21 protein-coding genes and 1 pseudogene are annotated in these 22,683 nt (G+C 74.3%); 14 read left to right on the forward strand and 8 right to left on the reverse strand.

The window, feature by feature from the left end; translation table 11 throughout:
• Positions 1-332: 332 nt before the first annotated feature.
• The gene (locus ACF1AK_RS01510; RefSeq protein WP_391496740.1) at positions 333-1,727 is read left to right on the forward strand and encodes a cysteine desulfurase/sulfurtransferase TusA family protein; all 1,395 of its coding nucleotides are present in this window, start codon (positions 333-335) and stop codon (positions 1,725-1,727) included.
• On the opposite strand, the gene ACF1AK_RS01515 is transcribed toward ACF1AK_RS01510, so the two are convergent.
• Positions 1,720-2,697: a carbohydrate kinase family protein gene (locus tag ACF1AK_RS01515; RefSeq protein ID WP_391496741.1), complete on the reverse strand. Its 978-nt coding sequence runs from the start codon at positions 2,695-2,697 to the stop codon at positions 1,720-1,722. The two genes, ACF1AK_RS01510 and ACF1AK_RS01515, sit on opposite strands and share 8 nt — an antisense overlap.
• A gap of 491 nt (positions 2,698-3,188) precedes the next feature.
• Here ACF1AK_RS01515 and ACF1AK_RS01520 point away from each other — a divergent pair, with 491 nt between their 5' ends.
• Positions 3,189-3,407, forward strand: coding sequence for a hypothetical protein (locus ACF1AK_RS01520; RefSeq protein WP_391496742.1), 219 nt, complete (start codon positions 3,189-3,191; stop codon positions 3,405-3,407).
• A gap of 136 nt (positions 3,408-3,543) precedes the next feature.
• On the forward strand, positions 3,544-4,281 hold the full coding sequence (locus ACF1AK_RS01525) for a hypothetical protein (RefSeq protein ID WP_391496743.1): 738 nt from the start codon (positions 3,544-3,546) through the stop codon (positions 4,279-4,281).
• A gap of 68 nt (positions 4,282-4,349) precedes the next feature.
• Here ACF1AK_RS01525 and ACF1AK_RS01530 read toward each other — a convergent pair whose 3' ends face one another.
• Entirely contained in the window at positions 4,350-4,703 is a 354-nt protein-coding gene (locus ACF1AK_RS01530; RefSeq protein ID WP_350549538.1) for an iron-sulfur cluster assembly accessory protein, read from the reverse strand.
• A gap of 244 nt (positions 4,704-4,947) precedes the next feature.
• Here ACF1AK_RS01530 and ACF1AK_RS01535 point away from each other — a divergent pair, with 244 nt between their 5' ends.
• Complete coding sequence (locus ACF1AK_RS01535) at positions 4,948-5,817, forward strand: GNAT family N-acetyltransferase (RefSeq protein ID WP_391496744.1); 870 nt, start codon at positions 4,948-4,950, stop codon at positions 5,815-5,817.
• A 96-nt stretch (positions 5,818-5,913) separates the two neighbouring features.
• On the opposite strand, the gene ACF1AK_RS01540 is transcribed toward ACF1AK_RS01535, so the two are convergent.
• The 3 genes from ACF1AK_RS01540 to ACF1AK_RS01550 all read right to left on the reverse strand — a co-directional run bounded on the left by ACF1AK_RS01540 (position 5,914) and on the right by ACF1AK_RS01550 (position 9,068).
• Entirely contained in the window at positions 5,914-7,281 is a 1,368-nt protein-coding gene (locus tag ACF1AK_RS01540) for a pyridoxal phosphate-dependent decarboxylase family protein (RefSeq protein WP_391496745.1), read from the reverse strand.
• Between the two features lie 189 nt (positions 7,282-7,470).
• Complete coding sequence (locus ACF1AK_RS01545; RefSeq protein ID WP_380295808.1) at positions 7,471-7,935, reverse strand: Lrp/AsnC family transcriptional regulator; 465 nt, start codon at positions 7,933-7,935, stop codon at positions 7,471-7,473.
• Positions 7,936-8,144: 209 nt separating this feature from the next.
• The gene (locus ACF1AK_RS01550; RefSeq protein ID WP_391496746.1) at positions 8,145-9,068 is read right to left on the reverse strand and encodes an NADP-dependent oxidoreductase; all 924 of its coding nucleotides are present in this window, start codon (positions 9,066-9,068) and stop codon (positions 8,145-8,147) included.
• 201 nt (positions 9,069-9,269) lie between these two features.
• On the opposite strand from ACF1AK_RS01550, the gene nadA reads away from it, so the two are divergent.
• Complete coding sequence (gene nadA / locus ACF1AK_RS01555; protein WP_391496747.1) at positions 9,270-10,454, forward strand: quinolinate synthase NadA; 1,185 nt, start codon at positions 9,270-9,272, stop codon at positions 10,452-10,454.
• Positions 10,455-10,543: 89 nt separating this feature from the next.
• On the opposite strand, the gene ACF1AK_RS01560 is transcribed toward nadA, so the two are convergent.
• Both ACF1AK_RS01560 and ACF1AK_RS01565 read right to left on the reverse strand, forming a co-directional pair.
• Positions 10,544-10,837: a hypothetical protein gene (locus tag ACF1AK_RS01560; RefSeq protein ID WP_391496748.1), complete on the reverse strand. Its 294-nt coding sequence runs from the start codon at positions 10,835-10,837 to the stop codon at positions 10,544-10,546.
• A 60-nt stretch (positions 10,838-10,897) separates the two neighbouring features.
• Positions 10,898-11,704, reverse strand: coding sequence for a PspA/IM30 family protein (locus tag ACF1AK_RS01565; RefSeq protein WP_391496749.1), 807 nt, complete (start codon positions 11,702-11,704; stop codon positions 10,898-10,900).
• Positions 11,705-12,003: 299 nt separating this feature from the next.
• Here ACF1AK_RS01565 and ACF1AK_RS01570 point away from each other — a divergent pair, with 299 nt between their 5' ends.
• Both ACF1AK_RS01570 and ACF1AK_RS01575 read left to right on the forward strand, forming a co-directional pair.
• Entirely contained in the window at positions 12,004-12,603 is a 600-nt protein-coding gene (locus tag ACF1AK_RS01570) for a DUF3043 domain-containing protein (protein WP_391496750.1), read from the forward strand.
• A 242-nt stretch (positions 12,604-12,845) separates the two neighbouring features.
• Positions 12,846-13,541, forward strand: coding sequence for a class I SAM-dependent methyltransferase (locus tag ACF1AK_RS01575; RefSeq protein WP_391497336.1), 696 nt, complete (start codon positions 12,846-12,848; stop codon positions 13,539-13,541).
• A 40-nt stretch (positions 13,542-13,581) separates the two neighbouring features.
• On the opposite strand, the gene ACF1AK_RS01580 is transcribed toward ACF1AK_RS01575, so the two are convergent.
• Positions 13,582-13,785, reverse strand: coding sequence for a hypothetical protein (locus ACF1AK_RS01580; RefSeq protein ID WP_391496751.1), 204 nt, complete (start codon positions 13,783-13,785; stop codon positions 13,582-13,584).
• Between the two features lie 112 nt (positions 13,786-13,897).
• On the opposite strand from ACF1AK_RS01580, the pseudogene cobU reads away from it, so the two are divergent.
• From cobU to ACF1AK_RS01615, 7 genes and pseudogenes are all read left to right on the forward strand, one after another.
• Positions 13,898-14,464 (forward strand): annotated as a pseudogene (cobU, locus tag ACF1AK_RS01585) (bifunctional adenosylcobinamide kinase/adenosylcobinamide-phosphate guanylyltransferase); the annotation flags it as partial.
• A 77-nt stretch (positions 14,465-14,541) separates the two neighbouring features.
• Positions 14,542-15,657, forward strand: coding sequence for a nicotinate-nucleotide--dimethylbenzimidazole phosphoribosyltransferase (locus ACF1AK_RS01590; protein WP_391496752.1), 1,116 nt, complete (start codon positions 14,542-14,544; stop codon positions 15,655-15,657).
• Positions 15,658-15,740: 83 nt separating this feature from the next.
• Entirely contained in the window at positions 15,741-16,505 is a 765-nt protein-coding gene (locus tag ACF1AK_RS01595; protein WP_391496753.1) for an adenosylcobinamide-GDP ribazoletransferase, read from the forward strand.
• A 301-nt stretch (positions 16,506-16,806) separates the two neighbouring features.
• Positions 16,807-18,309: a leucyl aminopeptidase gene (locus ACF1AK_RS01600; protein ID WP_391496754.1), complete on the forward strand. Its 1,503-nt coding sequence runs from the start codon at positions 16,807-16,809 to the stop codon at positions 18,307-18,309.
• A gap of 393 nt (positions 18,310-18,702) precedes the next feature.
• Entirely contained in the window at positions 18,703-20,109 is a 1,407-nt protein-coding gene (gene lpdA, locus ACF1AK_RS01605; protein WP_391496755.1) for a dihydrolipoyl dehydrogenase, read from the forward strand.
• A gap of 56 nt (positions 20,110-20,165) precedes the next feature.
• Positions 20,166-21,968, forward strand: coding sequence for a 2-oxoglutarate dehydrogenase, E2 component, dihydrolipoamide succinyltransferase (sucB, locus tag ACF1AK_RS01610; RefSeq protein WP_391496756.1), 1,803 nt, complete (start codon positions 20,166-20,168; stop codon positions 21,966-21,968).
• Positions 21,969-22,167: 199 nt separating this feature from the next.
• A complete protein-coding gene (locus ACF1AK_RS01615; protein ID WP_391496757.1) occupies positions 22,168-22,683 on the forward strand; it encodes a DUF4240 domain-containing protein in 516 nt (171 codons plus the stop codon).

A 22,683-nucleotide genomic window follows, 5' to 3' on the forward strand; every position in this document is an offset into this window, starting at 1 on the left:
GTCGCCCCGGGGAGGTTTCCCCTCCTCGGCGACCCGTCCACGGGCACGGTTTGAATGCTTATGCGGGCCAAACCCTACTCCAGCCTTATGCGCTGCTGACGGGCAGGTCCCGGTAACGCGCCGCCCGAGCACCCGATCAGGCCCGGCAGGGGCTGCGCCGCAGGTCATCCTAGGCATTCGGGGTCCGTACGCCCGATCGGGGGATGACCTCGGACAACGGGTGTGACGCCCCGTCGGACGCGGACGATCCGGACATTCGGGGTGATCGACTGACGGCCGGTGAGGTGCCGCCGGAGCCCGGAACGCACCCGGGAGTGTCGTTAAATGTGACCGTGTACTTCGATGTGGCCTCCACCGCACCGCTCCACCCCGTCGCCCGGCAGGCGCTGACCGCCGCCCTCGACGAAGGGTGGGCCGACCCCGCCCGGCTCTACCGCTCCGGGCGGCAGGCCCGGATGCTGCTCGACGCCGCCCGGGAGACGGTGGCCGAGGTGCTCGGCTGCCGGGCCGACGAGATCTCCTTCACCGCCAGCGGCACCCAGGCCGTCCAGCTCGGCGTGCTGGGCGCGCTGCACGGCAACCGGCGGCGCGGCCGGCACCTGGTGCACTCCGCCGTCGAGCACTCCAGCGTGCTGCACACCGCGGAGCGGCACGAGGCAGCGGGCGGCGAGGTCACCGCGGTGCCGGTGGACCGGCTCGGCCGGGTCGACCCGGCGGCGTTCGCCGCGGCGCTGCGGCCGGACACCGCGCTCGCCGTGCTGCAGTCCGCCAACCACGAGGTGGGCACGGTGCAGCCGGTCGCCGGGACGGCCGCGCTCTGCGGGGAGGTGCCGCTGCTGGTGGACGCCGCGCAGAGCGCCGGGCGCACGGACGTGCCGGCCGGCTGGTCGCTGCTGACCGCCAGCGCGCACAAGTGGGGCGGCCCGGCCGGGGTCGGGGTGCTCGCGGTGCGCAAGGGCGTGCGGTACGCCTCGCCGCTGCCCGCCGACGAGCGCGAGGGCGGCCGGGTGCCGGGCTTCGTCAACGTCCCGGCGATCGTCGCGGCGGCGGCCTCGCTGCGGGCGGTGCGGGCCGAGGCGGAGCGGGAGAACGCGCGGCTGCACGAGCTGGTCGAGCGGATCCGGGCGCGGGTGCCGCAGCTGGTGCCCGAGGTCGAGGTGGTCGGCGACCCGGTGCGGCGGCTGCCGCACCTCGTCACCTTCTCCTGCCTGTACGTGGACGGCGAGGTGCTGCTGGGCGAGCTGGACCGGGCCGGGTTCGCCGTCTCCTCCGGCTCCTCCTGCACCTCCTCCACGCTGACCCCGAGCCATGTGCTGGCGGCGATGGGCGTGCTCACCGAGGGCAACGTCCGGGTCTCGCTGCCGTTCGGCACCGCCGAGGCGGACGTCGAACGGTTCCTCGCCGTCCTGCCGGAGGTGGTGGCCGGGGTCCGCGCGCCGCTGGGGCTGGACCTGGCCCTGCCGCCGGCCGCCGGGGAGGCGTCCGGCGGGGCGCTCACCGTCGACGCGCTGGGCAAGAGGTGCCCGCTGCCGGTGATCGAGCTGGCGAAGCGGATCGGCGAGGTGCCGGTGGGCGGCACGATCGCGGTGCTGGCCGACGACGAGGCGGCCCGGCTGGACGTCCCGGCCTGGTGCGCGATGCGCGGGCAGGAGTACCTCGGGGAGGCCCCGGCCGCCGAGTACGGCGGCGACCGGGGCTCGGCGTACCTGGTGCGGCGGCTCAGCTGACCAGGTGCGCGCGGAGCTCGGCGCCGGCCTCCTCGCCGTAGGCGGCGGTGAAGCGCTGCAGGAAGTCGTGCGGGCGCAGCTCGTACTCCTGGGTGCCGACGGTCTCGATCACCAGGGTGGCGAGCATGCAGCCGAGCTGGGCGGCGCGCTCCAGCTCCAGGTCCCAGGAGAGGCCGGCCAGGAAGCCGGCCCGGAAGGCGTCGCCGACGCCGGTCGGGTCCACCTTGGCGGTCTCCGGGGCGCAGCCGACCTGCACCGGGGTCTCGCCCTTGCGGTCGATCCGGACGCCCTTGCTGCCCAGGGTGGTGATCCGGGTGCCGACCCGGGAGAGGATCTCGTCGGAGTCCCAGCCGGTCTTGGACTCGATCAGCGCGGCCTCGTACTCGTTGGTGAAGAGGTAGGCGGCGCCGTCGACGATCTGGCGGATGTCGTGGCCGTCGAGGCGGGCCAGCTGCTGGGACGGGTCGGCGGCGAAGGCGTAGCCGCGGGTGCGGCACTCCTGGGTGTGGCGGACCATCGCCTGCGGGTCGTCGGCGCCGATCAGCACCAGGTCGAGGCCGCCGACGCGGTCGGCGATCGGCTTGAGCTCGATGTTGCGGGCCTCGGCCATGGCGCCGGTGTAGAACGAGGCGATCTGGTTGTGGTCCTCGTCGGTGGTGCACATGAAGCGCGCGGTGTGCCGGGTCTCGGAGATGTGGACGGAGCGGCAGTCCACGTTGTTGCGCTCCAGCCAGCTGCGGTACTCGGCGAAGTCCGCGCCGGCCGCGCCGACCAGGACCGGGCGCAGGCCCAGGACGCCCATGCCGAAGGCGATGTTGGGCGCGACGCCGCCGCGGCGGATGTCGAGGGTGTCGACCAGGAAGGACAGCGACACGGTGTGCAGCTGCTCGGCGACCAGCTGGTCGGCGAACCGGCCGGGGAAGGTCATCAGGTGGTCGGTCGCGATCGAGCCGGCGACGGCGATACGCACGGGGTCTCCTCAGGATGGCGGCGGGGCCATGGGACTACGGGGGTGGAACCCACCCACGGTACCCGGCGCGGGCGGGACACCAGCAAGACCGCACGCGTGCCGGTGCCCGTCCGTTGTCACCCGTCGTCCCCGAACGTGTACTACCCAGTGGTAGCCCTGGTCGGCTCCGGCCCGCCCGGCCTAGGTCCTCTCTTTCGGATCACGTCGGACGAGCGGGCGTCGTTGATGGGCCCCTCCTGCCCGTGGGCGGGCAAGGAGGGAGCGTGCATCGGCGGTGCGGAGGAGGGAGTCCATGCGGTGGGGGCACCTCCCGGCCGGAGGCTGGGGGCCATCGGCGACCGACGACAAGCCGGCGAGGTGCGTGCTCCGGCGGCGACCGCCTGGCGTGATCCGAAAGAGAGGGCCTAGGGTCGGCAGCAGGGGGCCCGGCCGGCCCCCGCCCAGGTCCGCGGCGACGCTGCCGCGGCGATGGTGGATCGGAGTGATGGCCGATGATGCCCAGTCACCACCCGCTGCGGGTTCCGCCCGCCCTGCGCGGAGACGCGGACGGCGAGTCGCTGGAGGCGCTGGTGGATTCCTCGCGCCGGCTGCGGCGGTTCTGGCCGCTGCTGGCGACCGGCCGGCAGGAGAGCGCGCCGGCCGGGCCGGGCATCCGCGTCCCCTCCGGGGCCCAGCGGCTGGTCGCGGGGATGCCCGAGTACGGTCCCTGACCCCGGGGCGCGGGTTCCAGGGGCGGCTCCGGGGGCCGGTTCCGGGGCCGGAGGGAACCGGGAGCGTCCGGGGCACGTCACATCCGCGCGGTGCGGCCGCAACGGCGCGCCGCCGAACCCTCGGGAGGATGTGCAGATGGATCTGGAGACCATGCCCCGGCGTTCCGGCCGGGCGCGGGCGACGGCACTGGCGGGCCTGGCGCTGGCGATGGTGACCGTGCTGGCCGGGTGCGGCGGCGGGGCCGAGGCGCATTCGGACGCCGCGCCCTCCGGCACGGAGCGGGCGGCGGCGAGCGCGTCCGCCGCGCCGGACCCGGCGGCCACGGCCCCGGCCCCGGCGGCGACGTCCGTCCCGTCCGCGCCGGCCGACCCGGCCGCCCCGGCTCCGGTCACCACGCCGCCGGCCGACCCGTCGGCCACCGCCCCGGACCCGCGGCCGGCCGCCACCGGCCCGGCGCTGACGCCGACCCCTGCGCCCACTCCCCCGGGCGCGGGCGGCAACGGCATCGCGGTGGGCGAGCCGGCGCCGAACGGGCCCGGGAGCGGCTCGCCGGTGCACCCGGCGGTCACCTACCGGGTGGACGGCACCCGGCTGACCGTCTGGTTCTACGGCGGGGTCTGCCAGCGGTACGCGCTCAAGGCGGACGAGTCCAAGCCGGGCCGGGTGGACATCCGGGTGACCACGGCCGCGCCGGTACCGGCCGGGGAGGACTGCGTCGCGCTCGCCCAGCGGCAGACGGTCGCGGCCGAGCTGAAGGAGCCGCTGCGGGGCCGGACGGTGACCGACGTGGCCACCGGGCAGGAGGTGCCGCTGGAGGCGGACCCGCAGGCCGGCCCGGACCCGGCGGCCCCGGACGTCCCGGGCGCCCCGTGACGGCGTGAGCCCCGCCCGGACACGACGAAGGCGGCCCCGGGGATCCGGGGCCGCCTCCGCGTCGACGCCTAGCTGAACGAGTCGCCGCAGGCGCAGGAGCCGGTGGCGTTCGGGTTGTCGATCGTGAAGCCCTGCTTCTCGATGGTGTCGACGAAGTCGACGGTGGCGCCGCCCAGGTACGGGGCGCTCATCCGGTCGGTGACGACCTTGACGCCGTCGAAGTCCTTGACCACGTCGCCGTCGAGCGAGCGCTCGTCGAAGAACAGCTGGTAACGCAGGCCGGAGCAGCCGCCGGGCTGGACGGCGACCCGCAGCGCGAGGTCGTCCCGGCCTTCCTGCTCCAGCAGGGCCTTGACCTTGCCCGCGGCGGCATCGGTGAGGAGGATGCCACCCTCTACGGTGGTCTCGTCCTTGACGGTCATCTGCTTTCTCCCGGTCTTGACGACGGTCTGCCGCCAGTGCCAACCGACGGCCGCCCGGTTTCATTTCCCGGACGGCCGGCTGATTTCGGCGGCCTCGTGACGGCGTGATTCCGTGGGCCGGGCGTGCACCCGCTCCCGCTACGCTCCCCATGCTCGCACACCGGCGGACGGCGGTCACCGCCCGAGCGGACCGATCGGGGCGAACCGGCCACGCGGCGGCGCCCGGACGGCCAGGATGGTGGGCATGATCCTGCGCCCGGTCCAGGACACCGCCGCCGACGCGGAGGCCGTCCAGTCGCTCGCCCGTGCCGCGTTCGCCTCGCTCCCCGACGCCCCGGCCGTGAGCGGGCCGCCCCGGCCGTCCGTCTACCAGCTGGCCCGGACCAGACACCTGGCGCGCACCGATCCGCAGGGCTGCTGGATCGCCGAGCTCGACGGCGAGCCGGTCGGGGCGGTGCTGGCGCTGCGCCGCGAGGGCGTCTGGGTGCTGGCGCTGCTGGTGGTGGTGCCGCGGGCGCAGGGCAAGGGGGTCGGCCGGCTGCTGCTGGAGCGGGCGCTCGCGTACGGGCGCGGGTGCCTGCGCGGGATGCTGTGCGCCTCGCCGTCCCCGGCGGCCGTGCGCCGCTACCGGCTGGCCGGCTTCACCCTGTACCCGGCGATGCAGCTGACCGGGCGGGTGGACCGCTCGGGGCTGGTCGACCCGGGGGACATCCCGGTGCACCCGGGCAACGTGACGCACCTGCACCTGCTGGACTCGGTGGACCGGCGGCTGCGCGGCTCGGCGCACGGGCCGGACCACGGGCTGCTGATCGCCCACTGCGAGGAGCTGCTGATCGCGGACTCGCTGGCGGGCAGCGGCTACTGCTACCGGGACGGCGGCGAGGTGAAGCTGCTGGCGGCCACCTCCAAGCGGATCGCCACCCGGCTGCTGCGCGAGGCGCTGGCCCGGGTGCCGGAGGGGGTGGAGGCGCGGGTGGAGGCGCTGACCGCGGAGCAGGAGTGGGCGCTGGACGTCGGCCTCGAAGTGGGGCTGACCGTGGAGACCCGCGGCTACCTGGGCCTGCGCGGGATGCGCCCGCCGGCGCCGTACGTGCCGAACGGCGGGCTGCTGTAGCCCGCGCTCCTCGCGCGCCACGCGCGCCGTGCGCCCCTCGCGACGACGGACCCCCGCCGGGCCGGGGCCGGGCGGGGGTCCGTCGTCGCGGGTGGCTCACGCCATGGTGTCGAGGATCTCGCGGACCATCTCCATGGTGGTGCCCGGGTGCAGGAAGGCGAAGCGGGCGACGGTCTCGCCGTCCCAGCCGGTCGGGGTGACGAAGCCGATCTGGTCCGCGAGCAGCTGCTGCGACCAGCGGTAGTAGTCGTCGTTGGTCCAGCCCGTGCGCTTGAAGCAGACCGCGGAGAGCTGCGGGTCGAACAGCAGCTCCAGGTGGTCGGTGTCGCGGATCAGCTGCGCGGTCTCCCGGGCGAGCGTGAGGCCGGCCTCGATGGCGTCGGTGTAGGCCTGGACGCCGTTCACGGCGAGCGAGAACCACAGCGGCAGGCCGCGGGCGCGCCGGGTCAGGTGGTAGGCGTAGTCGGTGGGGTTCCACTCGTCGCCCTCGGTGTGCAGGACGTCCAGGTAGGCGGCGTCCTGGGTGTGCACGGCGCGGGCGAGCTGGGGGTTGCGGTAGAGCAGCGCGGCGCAGTCGAACGGCGCGAAGAGCCACTTGTGCGGGTCGACGACGAAGGAGTCGGCGTGCTCGATGCCGTTGTAGCGCTCCCGGACGGAGGGGGCGAACAGGCCCGCGCCGCCGTAGGCGCCGTCGACGTGGAACCAGAGGTCGCGCTCGCGGGCGACCTCGGCCAGGCCCTGGAGGTCGTCGACGATGCCCTCGTTGGTGGTGCCGGCGGTGCCGACGACGGCGATGACGGTCTCCGGGTCCGGGTCGGCCGCCAGCGCGGCGCGCAGCGCCTCGCCGGTGAAGCGGCGGTCCACGGTCGGCACCTTGAACGCCTCGACGCCGATGATGTTGAAGGTGTTCTTGACCGAGGAGTGCACCTGGTCGGCGACCGCGATCCGCAGCCGGGCCTGCGGCCCGACGCCCAGGCGGCGGCGGGCGGTGTCGCGGGCGACCACCAGCGCGGAGAGGTTGCCGGCCGAGCCGCCGGAGACGAAGACGCCGCCGGCCGAGTCCGGCAGGCCCGCGCGGTCCGCTATCAGCCGCAGCACCTGGTTCTCGGCGGCGATCGCGCCGGCCGCCTCCAGCCAGGAGATGCCCTGGAGCGAGGCGCAGGAGACGACCATGTCGAAGAGCAGCGCGGCCTTGGTGGGGGCGCACGGGATGAAGGACAGGTAGCGCGGGCTGTCGGCGGAGATCACCGCGCGGGACAGCTCGTGGTCGTAGAGCTTGAGCACGTCGGCCGGGCTGTTGCCGTGCTGGTTGAGCAGGCCGGACAGCTGGGCGCGCAGGTGCTCGCCGTCGCCGGGGTGGTCCAGCGGGACGGGGTCGTACTGCAGCCGCTCGCGCATGTAGTCGAAAACCAGGTCGACCAGGTCGCTGTCGGGCCGGTGCATGCGGTCGGGGGCTGCGGACACGGGTGTCCCTCTCGGCTGTGGGGTGTCGGGGAGGGTCCGGCGGGGCGGGGGGTTGGCACCGCACGGCCGGACGTGATCAGCGTAGGCAGCGACGGGCCCCGCCCGCGCGTCGGAACGCGGCCGGTCGGGCAGCTTTCCGGCGTCTTCCGCGGGCCCCGCGCAGGATTCCTGCGCGGGGCCCCGGAGGGGTCAGCCGATGAGCTGGGAGAGGACGACGGAGGAGCGGCTGCGCTGGACGCCGGGCTCGCGGCGGATGCGTTCGATGACCGCCTCCAGGTGCCGCATGTCGGCGGCCCGCAGGTGGACCAGCGCGTCCGGGTCGCCGGTGACCGTCCAGGCGGCGATCACCTCGGGGAACTGCCGCAGGCTGGCGAGGATCTCCTCGGGGGCGGTCCGCTCGCGGCAGTAGACCTCGACGAAGGCCTCGGTCTGCCAGCCGAGCACCGAGGGGTCGAGCACCACGGTGAAGCCGCGGACCACCCCGCGCGCCCGCAGCCGGTCGATCCGGCGGCGCACGGCGGTGGCGGAGAGGTTCACCTGGACCCCGATCTCCGCGTAGGAGGCACGGCCGTCCCCGGCCAGCCGGGCGAGGAGGAGGCGGTCGGTCTCGTCCAGGGAGGCCCCGACCGTCTCGTGCGCGCGGCTGCTGGTCATCGGTGCGGGGCTCCACGGGTCGTGCGGCGTCGGGGGCGGGATCGGTGGCGGTGGGGCGGGACCGCTGCGGCCCGCCGAAACGGTTCGGCACCCATTCTGGCGGATGTCAGGAGTGAGTCCACCTCTGACGGATGACGGGACGGGCGCCGGGACGGGCGCCGGGACGGGGGCAGGGCGGCGGCGGGGCGGCGGCGGGGCCGGGCCGGGGCTCAGCCGGTGAGGAGGACGATCTTGCCCCGGGTGCGCCCCTCCGCCACCAGCGCCTGCGCCGAGGCGGCCTGGGCGAGCGGGAAGGTGGAGGCGACGGTCACCGTCAGCCGGCCCTCGTCGGCGAGTGCGGCCAGCTCGGCCAGCCCGGCGGCGTCCGGACGGACCCAGACGTACCGGCCGCCGAGCGCCCGGACCCCGAAGTCGGCGACCGAGGCGATCCGCGCGGGGTCGCCGACCAGTCCGGCCGAGACCGCGACGGCGTCGCCGCCGACCAGGTCCAGCGCGGCGTCCACCCCCTGCGGGGCGAGCGCCCGGACCCGGTCGGCCAGGCCCTCGCCGTAGCGGACCGGCTCGGCCCCCAGCGAGCGCAGGTAGTCGTGGTTGCGCTCGCCGGCGGTGCCGATCACCCGGGCGCCGAAGGCCCCGGCCAGCTGGACCGCCAGGTGGCCCACCCCGCCGGCGGCGGCGTGCACCAGCACGGTGTCCCCGGCGCCCACGCCCACCGCCCGCAGCGACTGGAGGGCGGTGAGCCCGGCCAGCGGCAGCCCGCCGGCCTGCGCCCAGTCCAGCGCGGCCGGTCTGCGGGCCAGCGTGCGCACCGGCGCGGCGACCAGCTCCGCGTAGGTGCCGTGCTCCACCGCGTCCTTGCGCACGTAGCCGTAGACCTCGTCGCCGGGGGCGAACTCGGTGACCCCGCCGCCCACCGCGCGCACCACCCCCGCGGCGTCCCAGCCCATCACCAGCGGGAAGTGCGCGTCGAGCAGGCCGTCCAGACGCCCCTCCCGCACCTTCCAGTCGACCGGGTTCACCCCGGCCGCCCTGACCTGCACCAGGACCGAGTCCGGGCCGACCTTCGGATCGGGCAGGTCGGTGTACTCGACCACCTCGGGGCCGCCGTAGCGGTGGATCGCGATTGCCTTCATGGGACCAGCGAAACCCGGACCGGCCGGGATCCCGTTCCGGCCACGCCGCACACGGCCGGGAAGGCTCCGAACCGGCGAGCGGTTCTCGTCACATCGACAGGATGGCCATCGTCACTCTGACGCTAACCGGTTATCATAGATTGCGTCAGATAGACGAAAAGGCTTCACCGCTTGATCGGCCGCACAGAAGGGCACCCGCCCGTGACCACCACCATCACCGAGACCTACGGCGTCGACCCCACCCCGACGCCGCTCGCTCTGCTGCTGCTCGGCCGTGAGGCCGATCCGAACAGCGAGCGCGGCGTCGAGTGCCCCGGCGACCTCCCGCCGGCCTCCGACCCGGACCTCGTCGAGCGCGCCCGGGCGGCCAAGGCCGCGCTCGGCGACCGCGTCTTCATCCTGGGCCACCACTACCAGCGCGACGAGGTGATCGAGTTCGCCGACGTCACCGGCGACTCCTTCAAGCTCGCCCGCGACGCGGCGGCCCGCCCGGAGGCCGAGTACATCGTCTTCTGCGGTGTGCACTTCATGGCCGAGTCGGCCGACATCCTCACCGGGGACGCCCAGAAGGTCGTCCTCCCGGACCTCGCGGCCGGCTGTTCGATGGCCGACATGGCCACCGCCGAGCAGGTCGCCGAGTGCTGGGACGTGCTGACCGAGGCCGGCATAGCCGACGTCACCGTCCCGGTCTCGTACATGAACTCCTCCGCCGACATCAAGGCCTTCACCGGCCGGCACGGCGGCACCATCTGCACCTCCTCCAACGCCCGCCGGGCGCTGGAGTGGGCCTTCGAGCAGGGCCAGAAGGTGCTGTTCCTGCCCGACCAGCACCTCGGCCGTAACACCGCCGTGCGCGACATGGGCTTCTCGCTGGACGACTGCGTGGTCTACAACCCGCACAGGCCGAACGGCGGCCTGACCGCCGAGCAGCTGCGGGACGCGAAGATGATCCTGTGGCGCGGCCACTGCTCGGTGCACGGCCGGTTCACCCTGGACTCGGTGAACGACGTGCGCGAGCGGATCCCCGGCGTCACCGTCCTGGTGCACCCGGAGTGCCGGCACGAGGTCGTCGCGGCCGCCGACATGGTGGGCTCGACCGAGTACATCATCAAGGCGCTGGACGCCGCCGAGCCCGGCTCCAGGTGGGCCATCGGCACCGAACTGAACCTGGTCCGCCGGCTCGCCAAGGCGCACCCGGACAAGGAGATCGTCTTCCTGGACCGGGCGGTCTGCTTCTGCTCGACCATGAACCGGATCGACCTGCCACACCTGGTCTGGGCGCTGGAGTCGCTGGTCGAGGGCCGGGTGCCGAACGTCATCACCGTCGACTCGGAGACCGAGAAGTACGCCAAGGCCGCGCTGGACCGGATGCTGGCGCTGCCGTAGCGGCCCGCCGCCCGGCGGCACGGACGACCAAGGGCGGGCCCCCTCCCCGGTGGGAGGGGGCCCGCCCTCGTGTCTGGCCGAGACGGCGGCTACTCGGGAACGCCCGGGATGAGACCGTCGCCCTCGGACCGCAGCAGTTCGCGGACCTGGTCGATGGTGGCCTCGGCGTCCGGCAGGATCAGGTCGGACGGCTCCAGCGAGTCGTCCGCCAGCGGGGTGCCGAACTGCTTCACGGCGCCGAGCAGCTCGCCGAGCGCCCGGCGGAAGTGGTCCTCGTCCCCCGACTCCAGTGCGGTGAGGAGTTCGTCGTCCAGCTCGTTGAGCCGGTTCAGATGGGCCTCGCCCACCTCGAACTGCCCCTCACCCATGACCCTCATGATCATGCCGTCGGTCTCCCTGTTCCTGGGGATGTCTCGCGGAGGTGCTCCGGAACGGAGCCGGGATCACTTGTTGTAGTTGATCCTCGGGGTGTCCTGCTGCTGCGGTGCGGCGTCCTGCGGGCGGCCCTGCTCGATCGCCTGCGGGCCGGAGGCCGGGGAGCCGCCGGTCAGCTCGGCCTTCATGCGGGCCAGCTCCAGCTCGACGTCCGAACCGCCGGCCACCCGCTCCAGCTCGGCCTCGATGTCGTCCTTGCGGCCGAGGCCGCTGGCGTCGTCGAGCGCACCGGAGGCCAGCAGCTCGTCGATCGCGCCGGCCCGGGCCTGCATCTGCGCGGTCTTGTCCTCGGCCCGCTGGATCGCGAGGCCGACGTCGCCCATCTCCTCCGAGATGCCGGAGAAGGACTCGGCGATCCGGGTCTGCGCCTGAGCCGCGGTGTAGGTGGCCTTGATGGTCTCCTTCTTGGTGCGGAAGGCGTCGACCTTGGCCTGCAGCCGCTGGGAGGCGAGCGTGAGCTTCTCCTCCTCGGCCTGGAGCTGCTGGTACTGCACCTGCAGGTCGTTGATCTGGGACTGCATGTTCGACTTGCGGGTCAGGGCCTCGCGGGCGAGGTCCTCCCGGCCGAGCGAGAGCGCCTTGCGGCCCTGGTCCTCGTACTTCGCCGACTGCTGCTGCAGCTGGGTCAGCTGGAGCTCCAGACGCTTGCGCGAGGTGGCCACGTCCGCGACGCCCCGACGCACCTTCTGCAGCAGCTCCAGCTGCTTCTGGTACGAATAATCCAGCGTCTCACGCGGGTCTTCCGCCCGGTCCAGGGCCTTGTTCGCCTTGGAGCGGAAGATCAGCCCCATACGCTTCATGATTCCGTCGCTCATGGGCCTGGGTGCCCCCTTCTCCGGCCTGCGGTCTCTGTCTCGTTACCAGACACGACGAGTGTATGTGCAGCGAGCGCGTCGCCGCAGTGCACCTGCCTGCAACAAGCCTGCTACAGGTCGGTCCCGCAAAGCCTCATCCGCGGGGTGGATCCCGCTCTCGTTCCACCCGCCGGTCAGCAGAGTGATCCCCTACGGGGAACCCCGGGGAACCCCGAAGCCGGCGGCCCGGGACGCGATCGATATGCGTTTGGTTCCCGGGGGACCCGAGAACGGCGTCCCGCACCCCGTACGCTGGTGGTGTGTTCCGACGCCGTTCAGATGATGCCGCTGCCTCCGCCGCCGTGCTGGAGAAGCAGGACGAGACGACCCAGCCCCGCGACCCGCAGGCGAAGAAGGGCCGGCCCACGCCCAAGCGCAGTGAGGCCGAGGCCAACCGGCGGACCCGGGTGAGCGTGCCCAAGGACCGCAAGGAGGCCACCCGCCAGGCCCGCGAACGGATGCGTTCCGAGCGCGAGAAGCAGCGCACCGCGCTGCTGGAGGGCGACGAGCGCCACCTGCCGGCCCGTGACAAGGGCCCGGTGCGCAAGTTCGCCCGCGACTACGTGGACGCCCGCTGGTCGCTGGCCGAGTTCTTCCTCCCGGCCGCCGTCCTCATCCTGGTGCTCAGCATCGTCAAGGTGCCGGCCCTCCAGCTGCTCTCCACGCTGCTGTTCCTCACCTTCTTCGTCCTGGTGGTCCTGGACTTCGTCCGGCTCGGCTTCGGCCTGCGCAAGCAGCTCGCCGAGCGTTTCGCCGGGCAGAACACCCGCGGCGCGGTCGCCTACGGCCTGATGCGCATCCTGCAGATGCGCCGGCTGCGACTGCCCAAGCCGCAGGTGCGGCGCGGGGAGAAGCCCTGACCGCCGAACCGGTGGACTCCGGCTGGGCCCCTCCCGTCTGGGACGGGCCCGGCCTCTACGCGCTCCCCGGCCAGGGCGGCGGCGGCCACGACCGGGGCGCCCAGGAGCGCGGCGGGTACGACCGCGGGTACGAGCTGACCGGCTACGACCGGCGGCTGCCCTCGCGCAGCGGCTCCTTCGCCGGCGGCGCCGGCCCCTCCCCCGGGCGGCCCGGCTCGCTGCGCAACCTCGTCCGGCAGGAGATGGTCGCCCGGCAGCTCGCCGAGCAGCTCACCGGCCGCACCGGGCAGCGGGTCCTCGACATCGGCTGCGGGCAGGGCACCCAGGCCCTGCGGCTGGCCCGGGCCGGGCACTACGTCACCGGCATCGACTCCGACCCGGCCGCGCTCGGCACCGCCCAGGAGGTGCTCGCCGAGGAGCCCGGGGCGGTGCGGGAACGGGTCCAGCTGCTGATCGGCGACGGTCACCAGTGCGGGCGCTGGTTCGGCGCGCGCAGCTTCGACGTCGTGCTCTGCCACGGCGTGCTGATGTACCTGCCGGACCCCGATCCGATGATCGCCTCGCTGGCCCGGCTGCTCGCCCCCGGCGGGCTGCTCTCGCTGGTGGTGCGCAACCGCGACGCGCTCGCCCTGCGCCCGGCCGCGGCCGGCGACTGGCGGGCCGCGCTGGAGGCCTTCGAGAGCGACCGGTACTACAACCGGCTCGGACTGGCGGCCCGCGCCGACCGGATCGGCGACCTCGCCGTCACCCTCTCCGAGGTGTCCGTGCCGCTGCGGCGCTGGTACGGCGTGCGGGTCTTCACCGACCACGCCCCCGACGACGCGCCGCCGGTCGACGGCCGGCAGCTCGCCCAGCTGCTGGAGGCCGAGGAGCGGGCCGGACGCACCGACCCGTACCGGCAGGTCGCCGCGCTGCTGCACGTCGTCGGGATGAAGTAGCCCCGGAGCCGGGCCGGCCCCGGGGCCACCGCCCGGCGGCTCAGTCCTCGTGCAGGCTCATCGTGTAGACCTCGCGGCCGTCGTCCAGCAGCACCGCGCGGTCCACCCCGTCCTCGGCCAGCTGCTTCCAGTTCTCCCCGATCCAGGTCTCCGCGTCCCCCTGGCCGGCGAACTCCTCCGCCTGGCCGCCGTCCGGGGCCACCACGGTGCCGTCCGCCTTCTCGTACCGCCACGTCCAGACCATGCCCGGCTCCTCCCGCCGACGATCAGCGATGCGCTGTGAGCGCACCCTAAGCCCTCAGGTTGCCCGGCCGGATCTTCGGTATGCGCGGTGCGCGAGGATGGGACGCATGACAGCTGACGCCCCGCTCCCCCGCACCCTGCTCCTCGGCGGCGCCCGGTCCGGCAAGTCGACCAGGGCCGAGCAGCTGCTCGCCCACCACCGGGACGTGCTCTACGTCGCCACCGGCGGCACCCGGGACGGCGACGCCGAATGGGCGCAGCGGGTCGCGCTGCACCGCGAGCGGCGCCCGGCGAGCTGGCGCACCGCCGAGACCTGCGACCTGGAGGCGGTGCTGGCCGACACCGCCGACCCGGCGCCGGTGCTGGTCGACTGCCTGGGGCTGTGGCTGACCGCGGTCATGGACGAGTGCGGTGCCTGGGACGACGCGCTCTGGGCGGACGGCGGCGAGGCCGCGGTGCAGCGGCGCTGCGCGGCGCTGGCGGCGGCCTGGGCCGGCACCCGGCGGCCGGCGGTCGCGGTCAGCAACGAGGTGGGCATGGGCGTCGTCCCGGCGACCGCGGCCGGCCGCCGGTTCCGCGACACCCTGGGCCGGCTCAACATGGCGGTCGCCGACGCCTCCGAGCGGGTGCTGCTGGTCGTGGCGGGGCAGGTGCTCACGGTCAAGCCCGCCGCCGGCTGAACGGCGGCCCGGCCCTTCCCGCCTTTCGGCGCCGGCGCCCCTCCGGTGAACACCCGCGGCGTGTAGCCTTCCGGACGATGGACACGACCGTGGATCTCGATACGTTCTCCTCGCTCGTCGAGCGCCCCGACGAGAGCGCCCGGCGCGCCGCCGAGGAGCGGTGGCAGGAGCTGGACCGGCCGCGCAACGGCCTCGGCAAGCTGGAGGAGCTGGGCGCCTGGCTGTCGTCCGTGCAGGGGCGTTCCCCGGTGCGGCCGCTGTCGGCGCCCAAGGTGGTGCTGTTCGCCGCCGACCACGGGGTGGCCCGCCTCGGGGTGTCCCGGCTGCCCGCGCAGGGCGGCACGGCGGCACGGGTGCGCTCGGTGCTCGACGGCACCGCGCCGGTCGCGCTGCTCGCCCGCCGCTTCGGCGCCGGGGTGCGGGTGGTGGACGTCGCGGTCGACGCCGATGCCGCGGAGTTCCCCGCCGAGGTGACGGCGCACCGGGTGCGGCGCGGCTCCGGGCGGATCGACGTCGAGGACGCGCTGACCCCCGAGGAGACCGCCCGGGCGTTCCGGGCCGGTATGGCGGTGGCCGACGAGGAGGCCGACGCCGGGACGGACCTGGTGGTGCTGGGCGACCTCGGGGTCGGCTCGACCACGGTGGCGGCGGTGCTGGTCGGCGCGCTCTGCGGGACGGACGCGGCGGCGGTCACCGGGCGCGGGTCGGGCATCGACGACCGGGTGTGGATGGTCAAGTGTGCGACGGTGCGGGACTCGCTGCGCCGGGCCCGGCCGGTGCTGGGCGACCAGCTGGCGCTGCTGGGGGCCACCGGCGGCGCGGACTTCGCGGCGGTCACCGGGTTCCTGCTGCAGGCCGCGGTGCGCAAGCTGCCGGTGGTGCTGGACGGGGTGGTCTCGGCGGCCTGCGCGCTGGTCGCGCAGCGGATCGCGTTCCGGGCACCGGAGTGGTGGCGGGCCGGGCAGACCAGCGGTGAGCCGGCGCAGGCGAAGGCGTACGACCGGCTGACCCTGACGCCGTTGCAGGAGCAGGGCATCACCATGGGCGAGGGGGTCGGCGCGCTGATGGCGCTGCCGCTGCTCCAGGCGGCGGCGGACACGCTGGCCGAGGAGGTGCCGGAGGTGTTCGTCCCGGCCGCGCCCAAGGAGCCGGCCCGGCTGCCGACGGCGGCGGAGCTGCTGGGGAAGCTGTAGCGGGAGTCCGGGGGCCCGGGCCGCGTCGGTGACGACGGGTCCGGGCCCTTTCGTCGTGTCCGAGTGGTCGGTGGGTGGTTGGTGTGCGGGACGGGCTGCGGTTCGCGTTCGGGACCCTGTCGGTGCTGCCGGTGCGGGTGCGGCGCTGGGACCGGGAGGCCGGGGGGCGGGCGATGGTGCTCGCACCGCTGGTCGGGGTGGTGCTGGGGGCGGTCGCGGCGGCGGCGGGGGCGCTGGTCGCCTGGCGCGCGGGCGGGGCGCTCGGCGCGGTGGCGGCGGTCGGGGCGCTCGCGGTGCTCACCCGGGGGCTGCACCTGGACGGGCTCGCGGACGTCGCGGACGGCCTGGGCAGCGGGAAGCCCGCCGAGGACGCGCTGCGGATCATGAAGCAGTCGGACATCGGCCCGTTCGGGGTGCTCACCCTCGTCCTCGTGCTGCTGGCGCAGGTGGCCGCGCTGGCCGGGCAGTTCGCCGTCTCCCCGCTGCGCGGCGCGCTCGCGGTGCTCGCGGCGGCGGTGGCGGCGCGGTGCGCGCTCGCCTGGGGGTGCCTGCGGTCGGTGCCGGCGGCCCGGCCGGGCGGGTTGGGCGCGATGGTGGCGAGCGCGGTGGCGCCGGGTGCGGCTCTCGTCTCGACGGGCGGCGCGGCCGCTCTGCTCGCTCTCGCCGGGTCGGCCGACGGTGCGTCAACTCTGCTTCTCCCGCTGGCCGTTGCGCTGGGCACTGGCGGAGCCCTGCTGCTGCGGCGGCGCTGTGTGCGACGGTTCGGCGGGATCACCGGGGACGTGCTCGGGGCGATGGCGGAGGCCGCCGCGACCGGCACGCTGCTGGTCCTCGCGCTGCTGCGCTGAGGGAGGACGCCAAAGCCCGTGCGCCGAAAGGCGGTACACCGGGCGGCGCGTGATCCCACCATGCGGACTACCATGCGGGGAGCACCGCAGCCCTGCACCGTCGCAGGTCCTGCCCGTCCGGCGCGCGTTGGGGCGCCGGGGCCTCTGGTGTGCGCGACCGCCGCGGCGGTGGGCGCGCGCAGCCAGGGGTCCCGGGTCCGGCGGACACCGGCCGGTCGGCCTGGCCGGCGGTCCCGGGCTGCGCCGGTGCGGCACCAGCGCCGCGACCGGTCGTGGACCGCGAAAGAACAGGACGTTTTACGTGACTGCATTGTCTGTGAGCACCTCCGCCGCCGCCTCGCTGCGTGCGGACGCCCTGGTGATCGGCGTGGCGAAGGGCCCCAAGGGCATCGCGCTGGCCCCCGGCGCCGAGGCCGTGGCCGAGGCGTTCGAGGGCAAGCTGGCCGAGGTGCTCAGCACGCTGGGCGCCACCGGCGCCGAGGGCGAGACCGTCAAGGTCCCCTCCCCCGCCGGTCTGAAGGCCGCGCTCGTGCTCGCGGTCGGTCTCGGTGACGCCGCCGAGGGCGGGTACGAGCTGGAGGCCCTGCGCCGCGCCGCCGGTGTCGCCGCCCGCACCCTGGCCGGTGCCAAGAAGGCCGCGCTGGCCCTGCCGGCCGAGTCGGCCGACGAGATCGAGGCGGTCGCGCTGGGCGCCCTGCTCGGTTCGTACGCGTTCGGCACCTACAAGAACAACGGTGGCAAGGAGCCGGTCGGCGAGCTGGTGCTGCTGTCGACCCGCAAGGGCAGCAAGGAGGCCAAGGCCGCGGTCGAGCGCGCCCTGGTCGTCGGCGAGGAGATGAACCGCGCCCGCGACCTGGTCAACACCGCCCCCAACGACCTGAACCCGAAGTCCTTCGCCGCGCTCGCCCAGGCGGCCGGCAAGGAGCACGGCCTCAAGGTCGAGGTGCTGGACGAGAAGGCGCTGCTCAAGGGCGGCTTCGGCGGCCTGCTCGGCGTCGGCAACGGCTCGGTCAACCCGCCGCGTCTGGTGAAGGTCGCGTACACCCACCCGAAGGCGAGGGCCAGCCTGGCGTTCGTCGGCAAGGGCATCACCTACGACTCGGGCGGCATCTCGCTGAAGCCGGCCGGCCACAACGAGACCATGAAGTGCGACATGGCCGGCGCGGCCGCGGTGTTCGCCGCCGTCGTCTCCGCCAAGCGTCTCGGCCTGCAGGTCAACGTCACCGCCTGGCTGGCGCTGGCGGAGAACATGCCGTCCGGCTCGGCCACCCGCCCGGGCGACGTGCTGCGGATGTACGGCGGCAAGACCGTCGAGGTGCTGAACACCGACGCCGAGGGCCGCCTGGTGCTGGCCGACGCCATCGTGCGCGCCGGCGAGGAGAACCCGGACGTGATCGTCGACGTCGCGACCCTGACCGGCGCGATGATGATGGCGCTGGGCAGCCGCACCTTCGGGGTGATGGCGAACGCCGACGAGCTGCGCGACAGCCTGCACACGGCCGCCGGCGAGGTGGGCGAGCAGTCCTGGCCGATGCCGCTGCCGGCCGAGCTGCGCAAGGGCATGACCGAGTCGACCGTCGCCGACCTGGCCAACATGGGCGAGCGGATGGGCGGCGGCCTGGTGGCCGGCCTGTTCCTGAAGGAGTTCGTGGCCGAGGGCATCGACTGGGCCCACCTGGACATCGCGGGCCCGGCGTTCCACGAGGGCGCGCCGTTCGGCTACACCCCCAAGGGCGGCACCGCCTCCGCGGTGCGCACCCTGGTCCGCTTCGCCGAGCAGAAGGCGGCGGGCGGCAAGGCCTGACGGCCGGGGACGACCGAGGGACGGGGTCCGGCGCACGGCGCGCCGGGCCCCGTCCGGCTTCCCGGGGGCCGGTTACCTGTCGGTAGGGGACGCCGGGCGGCCACCGCACCCCTGTTCGCTGCGGGCGAAACTTTGTTCCGCAGTGCGGAACCAGGGGCTCCGCCGGCCCGCCGACCGGTCGGGCCGACCCCGGCCAACCCGGCCCTGAGCTGCGACGATGCCCCTCCGTCCGGGGTGTTCCCAGCCCTGCGACCACCCCTCGGGACACCCCTGGAGCGGACCCGGACATCAGCTGCCGCGAACAAGTGCGAAGATGTATTTCCGGCACGACTGGGCGCCCCACAAAGGCTTCCGACCCACCGGACCGCGACCGGCCCGGCGATCCACACCCCATTGCATGGAGGACGTGACGTGGCGAACGACGCCAGCACCGTTTTCGACGTAGTCATTCTCGGAGGCGGAAGCGGCGGTTACGCCGCGGCGCTCCGCGGCGCCCAGCTGGGCCTGAGCGTCGCCCTGGTCGAGAAGGGTGAGCTTGGCGGTACCTGCCTGCACCGCGGCTGCATCCCGACCAAGGCCCTGCTGCACGCGGCCGAGATCGCCGACGAGACGAAGGAGGCCGCCGAGTTCGGCGTGCTGGCCACCTTCCAGGGCATCGACATCAACGGCGTCCACAAGTACAAGGACGACGTCATCGCCGGCCTGTACAAGGGTCTGCAGGGCCTGGTGGCGTCCCGCAAGGTCACCTTCGTCCAGGGCGAGGGCAAGCTCTCCTCGCCGACCTCGGTGGACGTCAACGGCCAGCGCATCGAGGGCCGCCACATCGTCCTGGCCACCGGTTCCGTGCCGCGCTCGATCCCGGGCCTGGAGATCGACGGCAACCGCGTCATCTCCTCGGACCACGCCCTCAAGCTCGACCGCATCCCGAAGTCGGCCGTCATCCTCGGCGGCGGCGTGATCGGCGTCGAGTTCGCCTCGGTCTGGAAGTCGTTCGGCGTCGACGTCACCATCGTCGAGGCCCTGCCGCACCTGGTCCCGCTGGAGGACGAGAACTCCTCCAAGCTGCTGGAGCGCGCCTTCCGCAAGCGCGGCATCAAGTTCGAGCTGAAGGCCCGCTTCTCGGGCGTCGAGTACACCGAGACCGGTGTGCGCGTCTCCACCGAGAACGGCAAGCAGATCGACGCCGACCTGCTGCTCGTCGCCATCGGCCGCGGCCCGGTCTCGGCCGGCCTCGGCTACGAGGAGAACGGCGTCGCGATGGACCGCGGCTACGTCCTCGTCGACGAGTACATGCGCACCAACGTGCCGACCATCTCGGCCGTCGGTGACCTCGCCCCGACCCTGCAGCTGGCGCACGTCGGCTTCGCCGAGGGCATCCTGGTCGCCGAGCGCCTGGCCGGCCTCAAGCCGGTGCCGATCGACTACGACGGCGTCCCGCGCGTGACCTACTCCAACCCCGAGGTGGCCTCCGTCGGCATCTCCGAGGCCAAGGCCGTCGAGCTGTACGGCAAGGAGAAGGTCGTCACCCTCAAGTACAACCTGGCCGGCAACGGCAAGAGCAAGATCCTGAAGACCGCCGGCGAGATCAAGCTCGTCCAGGTCAAGGACGGCGCCGTGGTCGGTGTCCACATGGTCGGCGCCCGCATGGGCGAGCAGGTCGGCGAGGCCCAGCTGATCTACAACTGGGAGGCCCTGCCGGCCGAGGTCGCGCAGCTCATCCACGCCCACCCGACCCAGTCCGAGGCCCTCGGCGAGGCGCACCTGGCGCTGGCCGGCAAGCCGCTGCACGCGCACGACTGATCGCGCCCCCCACCCCCCATTCCAGTTCGCAAGACTTGATAGGAGTCGCTGAAACCATGGCGGTCTCAGTAACACTGCCCGCGCTGGGCGAGAGCGTTTCCGAGGGCACCGTCACCCGTTGGCTGAAGGCCGAGGGTGAGCGCGTGGAGGTCGACGAGCCGCTGCTCGAAGTCTCCACCGACAAGGTCGACACCGAGATCCCGGCCCCGGCCTCCGGCATTCTGGCCTCGATCAAGGTCGGCGAGGACGAGACCGTCGAGGTCGGCGCCGAGCTGGCGATCATCGACGACGGCTCGGGCGCCCCGGTCGCCGCGCCGGCCCCGGCCGCCGAGGCCGCCCCGGCCGCCCCGGCCCCGGTCGCGGAGGCTCCGGCCGCCGCCCCGGCCCCGGTCGCCGAGGCCCCGGCGGCCCCCGCCGCCGCTCCGGCCGCCCCGGCCGGCGACGCCACCCCGGTGCTGCTGCCCGCGCTGGGCGAGTCGGTCACCGAGGGCACCGTCACCCGCTGGCTGAAGGCCGAGGGCGACACCGTCGAGGTCGACGAGCCGCTGCTGGAGGTCTCCACCGACAAGGTCGACACCGAGATCCCGTCGCCGGTCGCCGGCACGCTGGTGAAGATCCTGGTCGGCGAGGACGAGACGGCCGAGGTCGGCGCCCAGCTCGCGCTGATCGGTGCCGCCGGTGCCGTCGCCGCCGCCCCGGCCGCGCAGGCCCCGGCCGCCCCGGTCGCGCAGGCTCCGGCCGCCGCGCCGGCTCCGGTCGCCCCGGCCCCGGCTCCGGCTCCGGCTCCGGCCCCGGCCCCCGCCGCTCCGGCCGCCCCGGTGGCCGCCCCGGCTCCGGTGGCCGCCCCCGCTCCGGCTGCCCCGGCTGCTCCGGCTCCGGCGGCCGCTCCGGCCGCCCCGGCCCCGGCCGCTCCGGTGGCCGACGCCGGTGACGCCTACGTCACCCCGCTGGTGCGCAAGCTCGCCTCCGAGCACAACGTCGAGCTGTCCTCCGTCGCCGGCACCGGCGTCGGCGGCCGCATCCGCAAGCAGGACGTCCTGGCCGCCGCCGAGGCCGCCAAGGCCGCCGCCCAGGCCCCGGCCCCGGCCGCCGCCGCTCCGGCCGCCGCCGCGCCGAAGGCCACCGCCGCGCCGTCCGCCCTGCGCGGCCAGACGGTCAAGATGACCCGCATGCGCAAGGTCATCGGCGACAACATGATGAAGGCCCTGCACGAGCAGGCGCAGCTCACCAGCGTGGTCGAGGTGGACGTCACCCGGATCATGTCGCTGCGCGCCAAGGCCAAGGACGGCTTCCTCGCCCGCGAGGGCGTCAAGCTCTCCCCGATGCCGTTCTTCGTCAAGGCCGCCGCCCAGGCGCTGAAGGCCCACGCGGTCATCAACGCCCGGATCAACGACGCCGAGGGCACCATCACCTACTTCGACACCGAGAACATCGGTATCGCGGTGGACTCGGAGAAGGGTCTGATGACCCCGGTCATCAAGGGGGCGGGCGACCTCAACATCGCCGGCATCTCCAAGAAGACCGCCGAGCTGGCCGGCAAGGTGCGCGACAGCAAGATCACCCCGGACGAGCTGTCCGGCGCCACCTTCACCATCAGCAACACCGGTTCGCGCGGCGCGCTGTTCGACACCGTCATCGTGCCGCCGAACCAGGCCGCGATCCTGGGCATCGGCGCCACCGTCAAGCGCCCGGTGGTCATCGAGTCCGACGGCGGCACCGCCATCGGCATCCGTGACATGACCTACCTGTCGCTCTCCTACGACCACCGCCTGGTGGACGGCGCCGACGCCGCCCGCTACCTGGTGGCGGTCAAGGAGATCCTGGAGGCCGGCGAGTTCGAGGTCGAGCTCGGCCTGTAAGGCCCCGGGAGTCCGCTCCGCAGCACCGGAACCCCGCACCGTCCCCGGACGGCGCGGGGTTCCGCGCGTCCGGGACCGGTCACGGGCGCCGGGGCCGGGGCAGGGGCTTCGCGCCGGTGCGGGTTTTTCGCGCGGTTCCGGGTGATTCACCCGTTCTTCGCATGCGCGCATGCGGCCGAACAGGGATGCTGGAGCGGTGATGGACGAGACCGACTTCTGGCTGATCATCGACGAGACCCGGGAGGCCGCCGAGGGCGACCCCGACGAGCAGGCGGACCGCCTGGTGGAGCGGCTCGGCGAGCTGGCCCCGGACGATGTGATCGACTTCGCCCGGCTCTTCGAGGCCCGCTTCCAGCGCGCCTACCGCTACGACCTGTGGGGCGCGGCGTACCTGCTGCTGGGCGGGGCCTCCGAGGACTCCTTCGACTACTTCCGGTGCTGGCTGATCGGCCAGGGCCGGGAGGTCTTCGAGGGCGGCCTGCACGAGCCGGACGACCTGGCCGACCTGCTGCCGGAGTTCGACGAGGAGGAGGACGGCGAGGCCGAGGACCTCGGCTACGCCGCCGACGAGGCGTACGAGCAGCTGACCGGGCTGCCGCTGCCCGAGGTGGGCGGGCGGCAGCCCGCGCGGCCGTCCGGAGCCGCCTTCGACTTCGACGACCCGGACGTCATGGCGAAACGGTTCCCCAAGCTCTGGGAGCGGTACGGGGATTGA

It is taken from the genome of Kitasatospora sp. NPDC015120 (assembly GCF_043080305.1).
GTDB lineage: Bacteria > Actinomycetota > Actinomycetes > Streptomycetales > Streptomycetaceae > Kitasatospora.

What these genes read in the sequence shown, in the direction of transcription:
- ACF1AK_RS01615 (WP_391496757.1), top strand. Translation starts at nt 22,168, where the DNA reads ATGGACGAGACCGACTTCTGGCTGATCATCGACGAGACCCGGGAGGCC.
- ACF1AK_RS01575 (WP_391497336.1), top strand. Translation starts at nt 12,846, where the DNA reads ATGGTCGCCCGGCAGCTCGCCGAGCAGCTCACCGGCCGCACCGGGCAG.
- sucB (WP_391496756.1), top strand. Translation starts at nt 20,166, where the DNA reads ATGGCGGTCTCAGTAACACTGCCCGCGCTGGGCGAGAGCGTTTCCGAG.
- ACF1AK_RS01560 (WP_391496748.1), bottom strand. Translation starts at nt 10,837, where the DNA reads ATGATCATGAGGGTCATGGGTGAGGGGCAGTTCGAGGTGGGCGAGGCC.
- ACF1AK_RS01525 (WP_391496743.1), top strand. Translation starts at nt 3,544, where the DNA reads ATGGATCTGGAGACCATGCCCCGGCGTTCCGGCCGGGCGCGGGCGACG.
- ACF1AK_RS01590 (WP_391496752.1), top strand. Translation starts at nt 14,542, where the DNA reads ATGGACACGACCGTGGATCTCGATACGTTCTCCTCGCTCGTCGAGCGC.
- ACF1AK_RS01565 (WP_391496749.1), bottom strand. Translation starts at nt 11,704, where the DNA reads ATGAGCGACGGAATCATGAAGCGTATGGGGCTGATCTTCCGCTCCAAG.
- ACF1AK_RS01580 (WP_391496751.1), bottom strand. Translation starts at nt 13,785, where the DNA reads ATGGTCTGGACGTGGCGGTACGAGAAGGCGGACGGCACCGTGGTGGCC.
- ACF1AK_RS01535 (WP_391496744.1), top strand. Translation starts at nt 4,948, where the DNA reads ATGATCCTGCGCCCGGTCCAGGACACCGCCGCCGACGCGGAGGCCGTC.
- ACF1AK_RS01530 (WP_350549538.1), bottom strand. Translation starts at nt 4,703, where the DNA reads ATGACCGTCAAGGACGAGACCACCGTAGAGGGTGGCATCCTCCTCACC.
- ACF1AK_RS01550 (WP_391496746.1), bottom strand. Translation starts at nt 9,068, where the DNA reads ATGAAGGCAATCGCGATCCACCGCTACGGCGGCCCCGAGGTGGTCGAG.
- ACF1AK_RS01520 (WP_391496742.1), top strand. Translation starts at nt 3,189, where the DNA reads ATGATGCCCAGTCACCACCCGCTGCGGGTTCCGCCCGCCCTGCGCGGA.
- ACF1AK_RS01545 (WP_380295808.1), bottom strand. Translation starts at nt 7,935, where the DNA reads ATGACCAGCAGCCGCGCGCACGAGACGGTCGGGGCCTCCCTGGACGAG.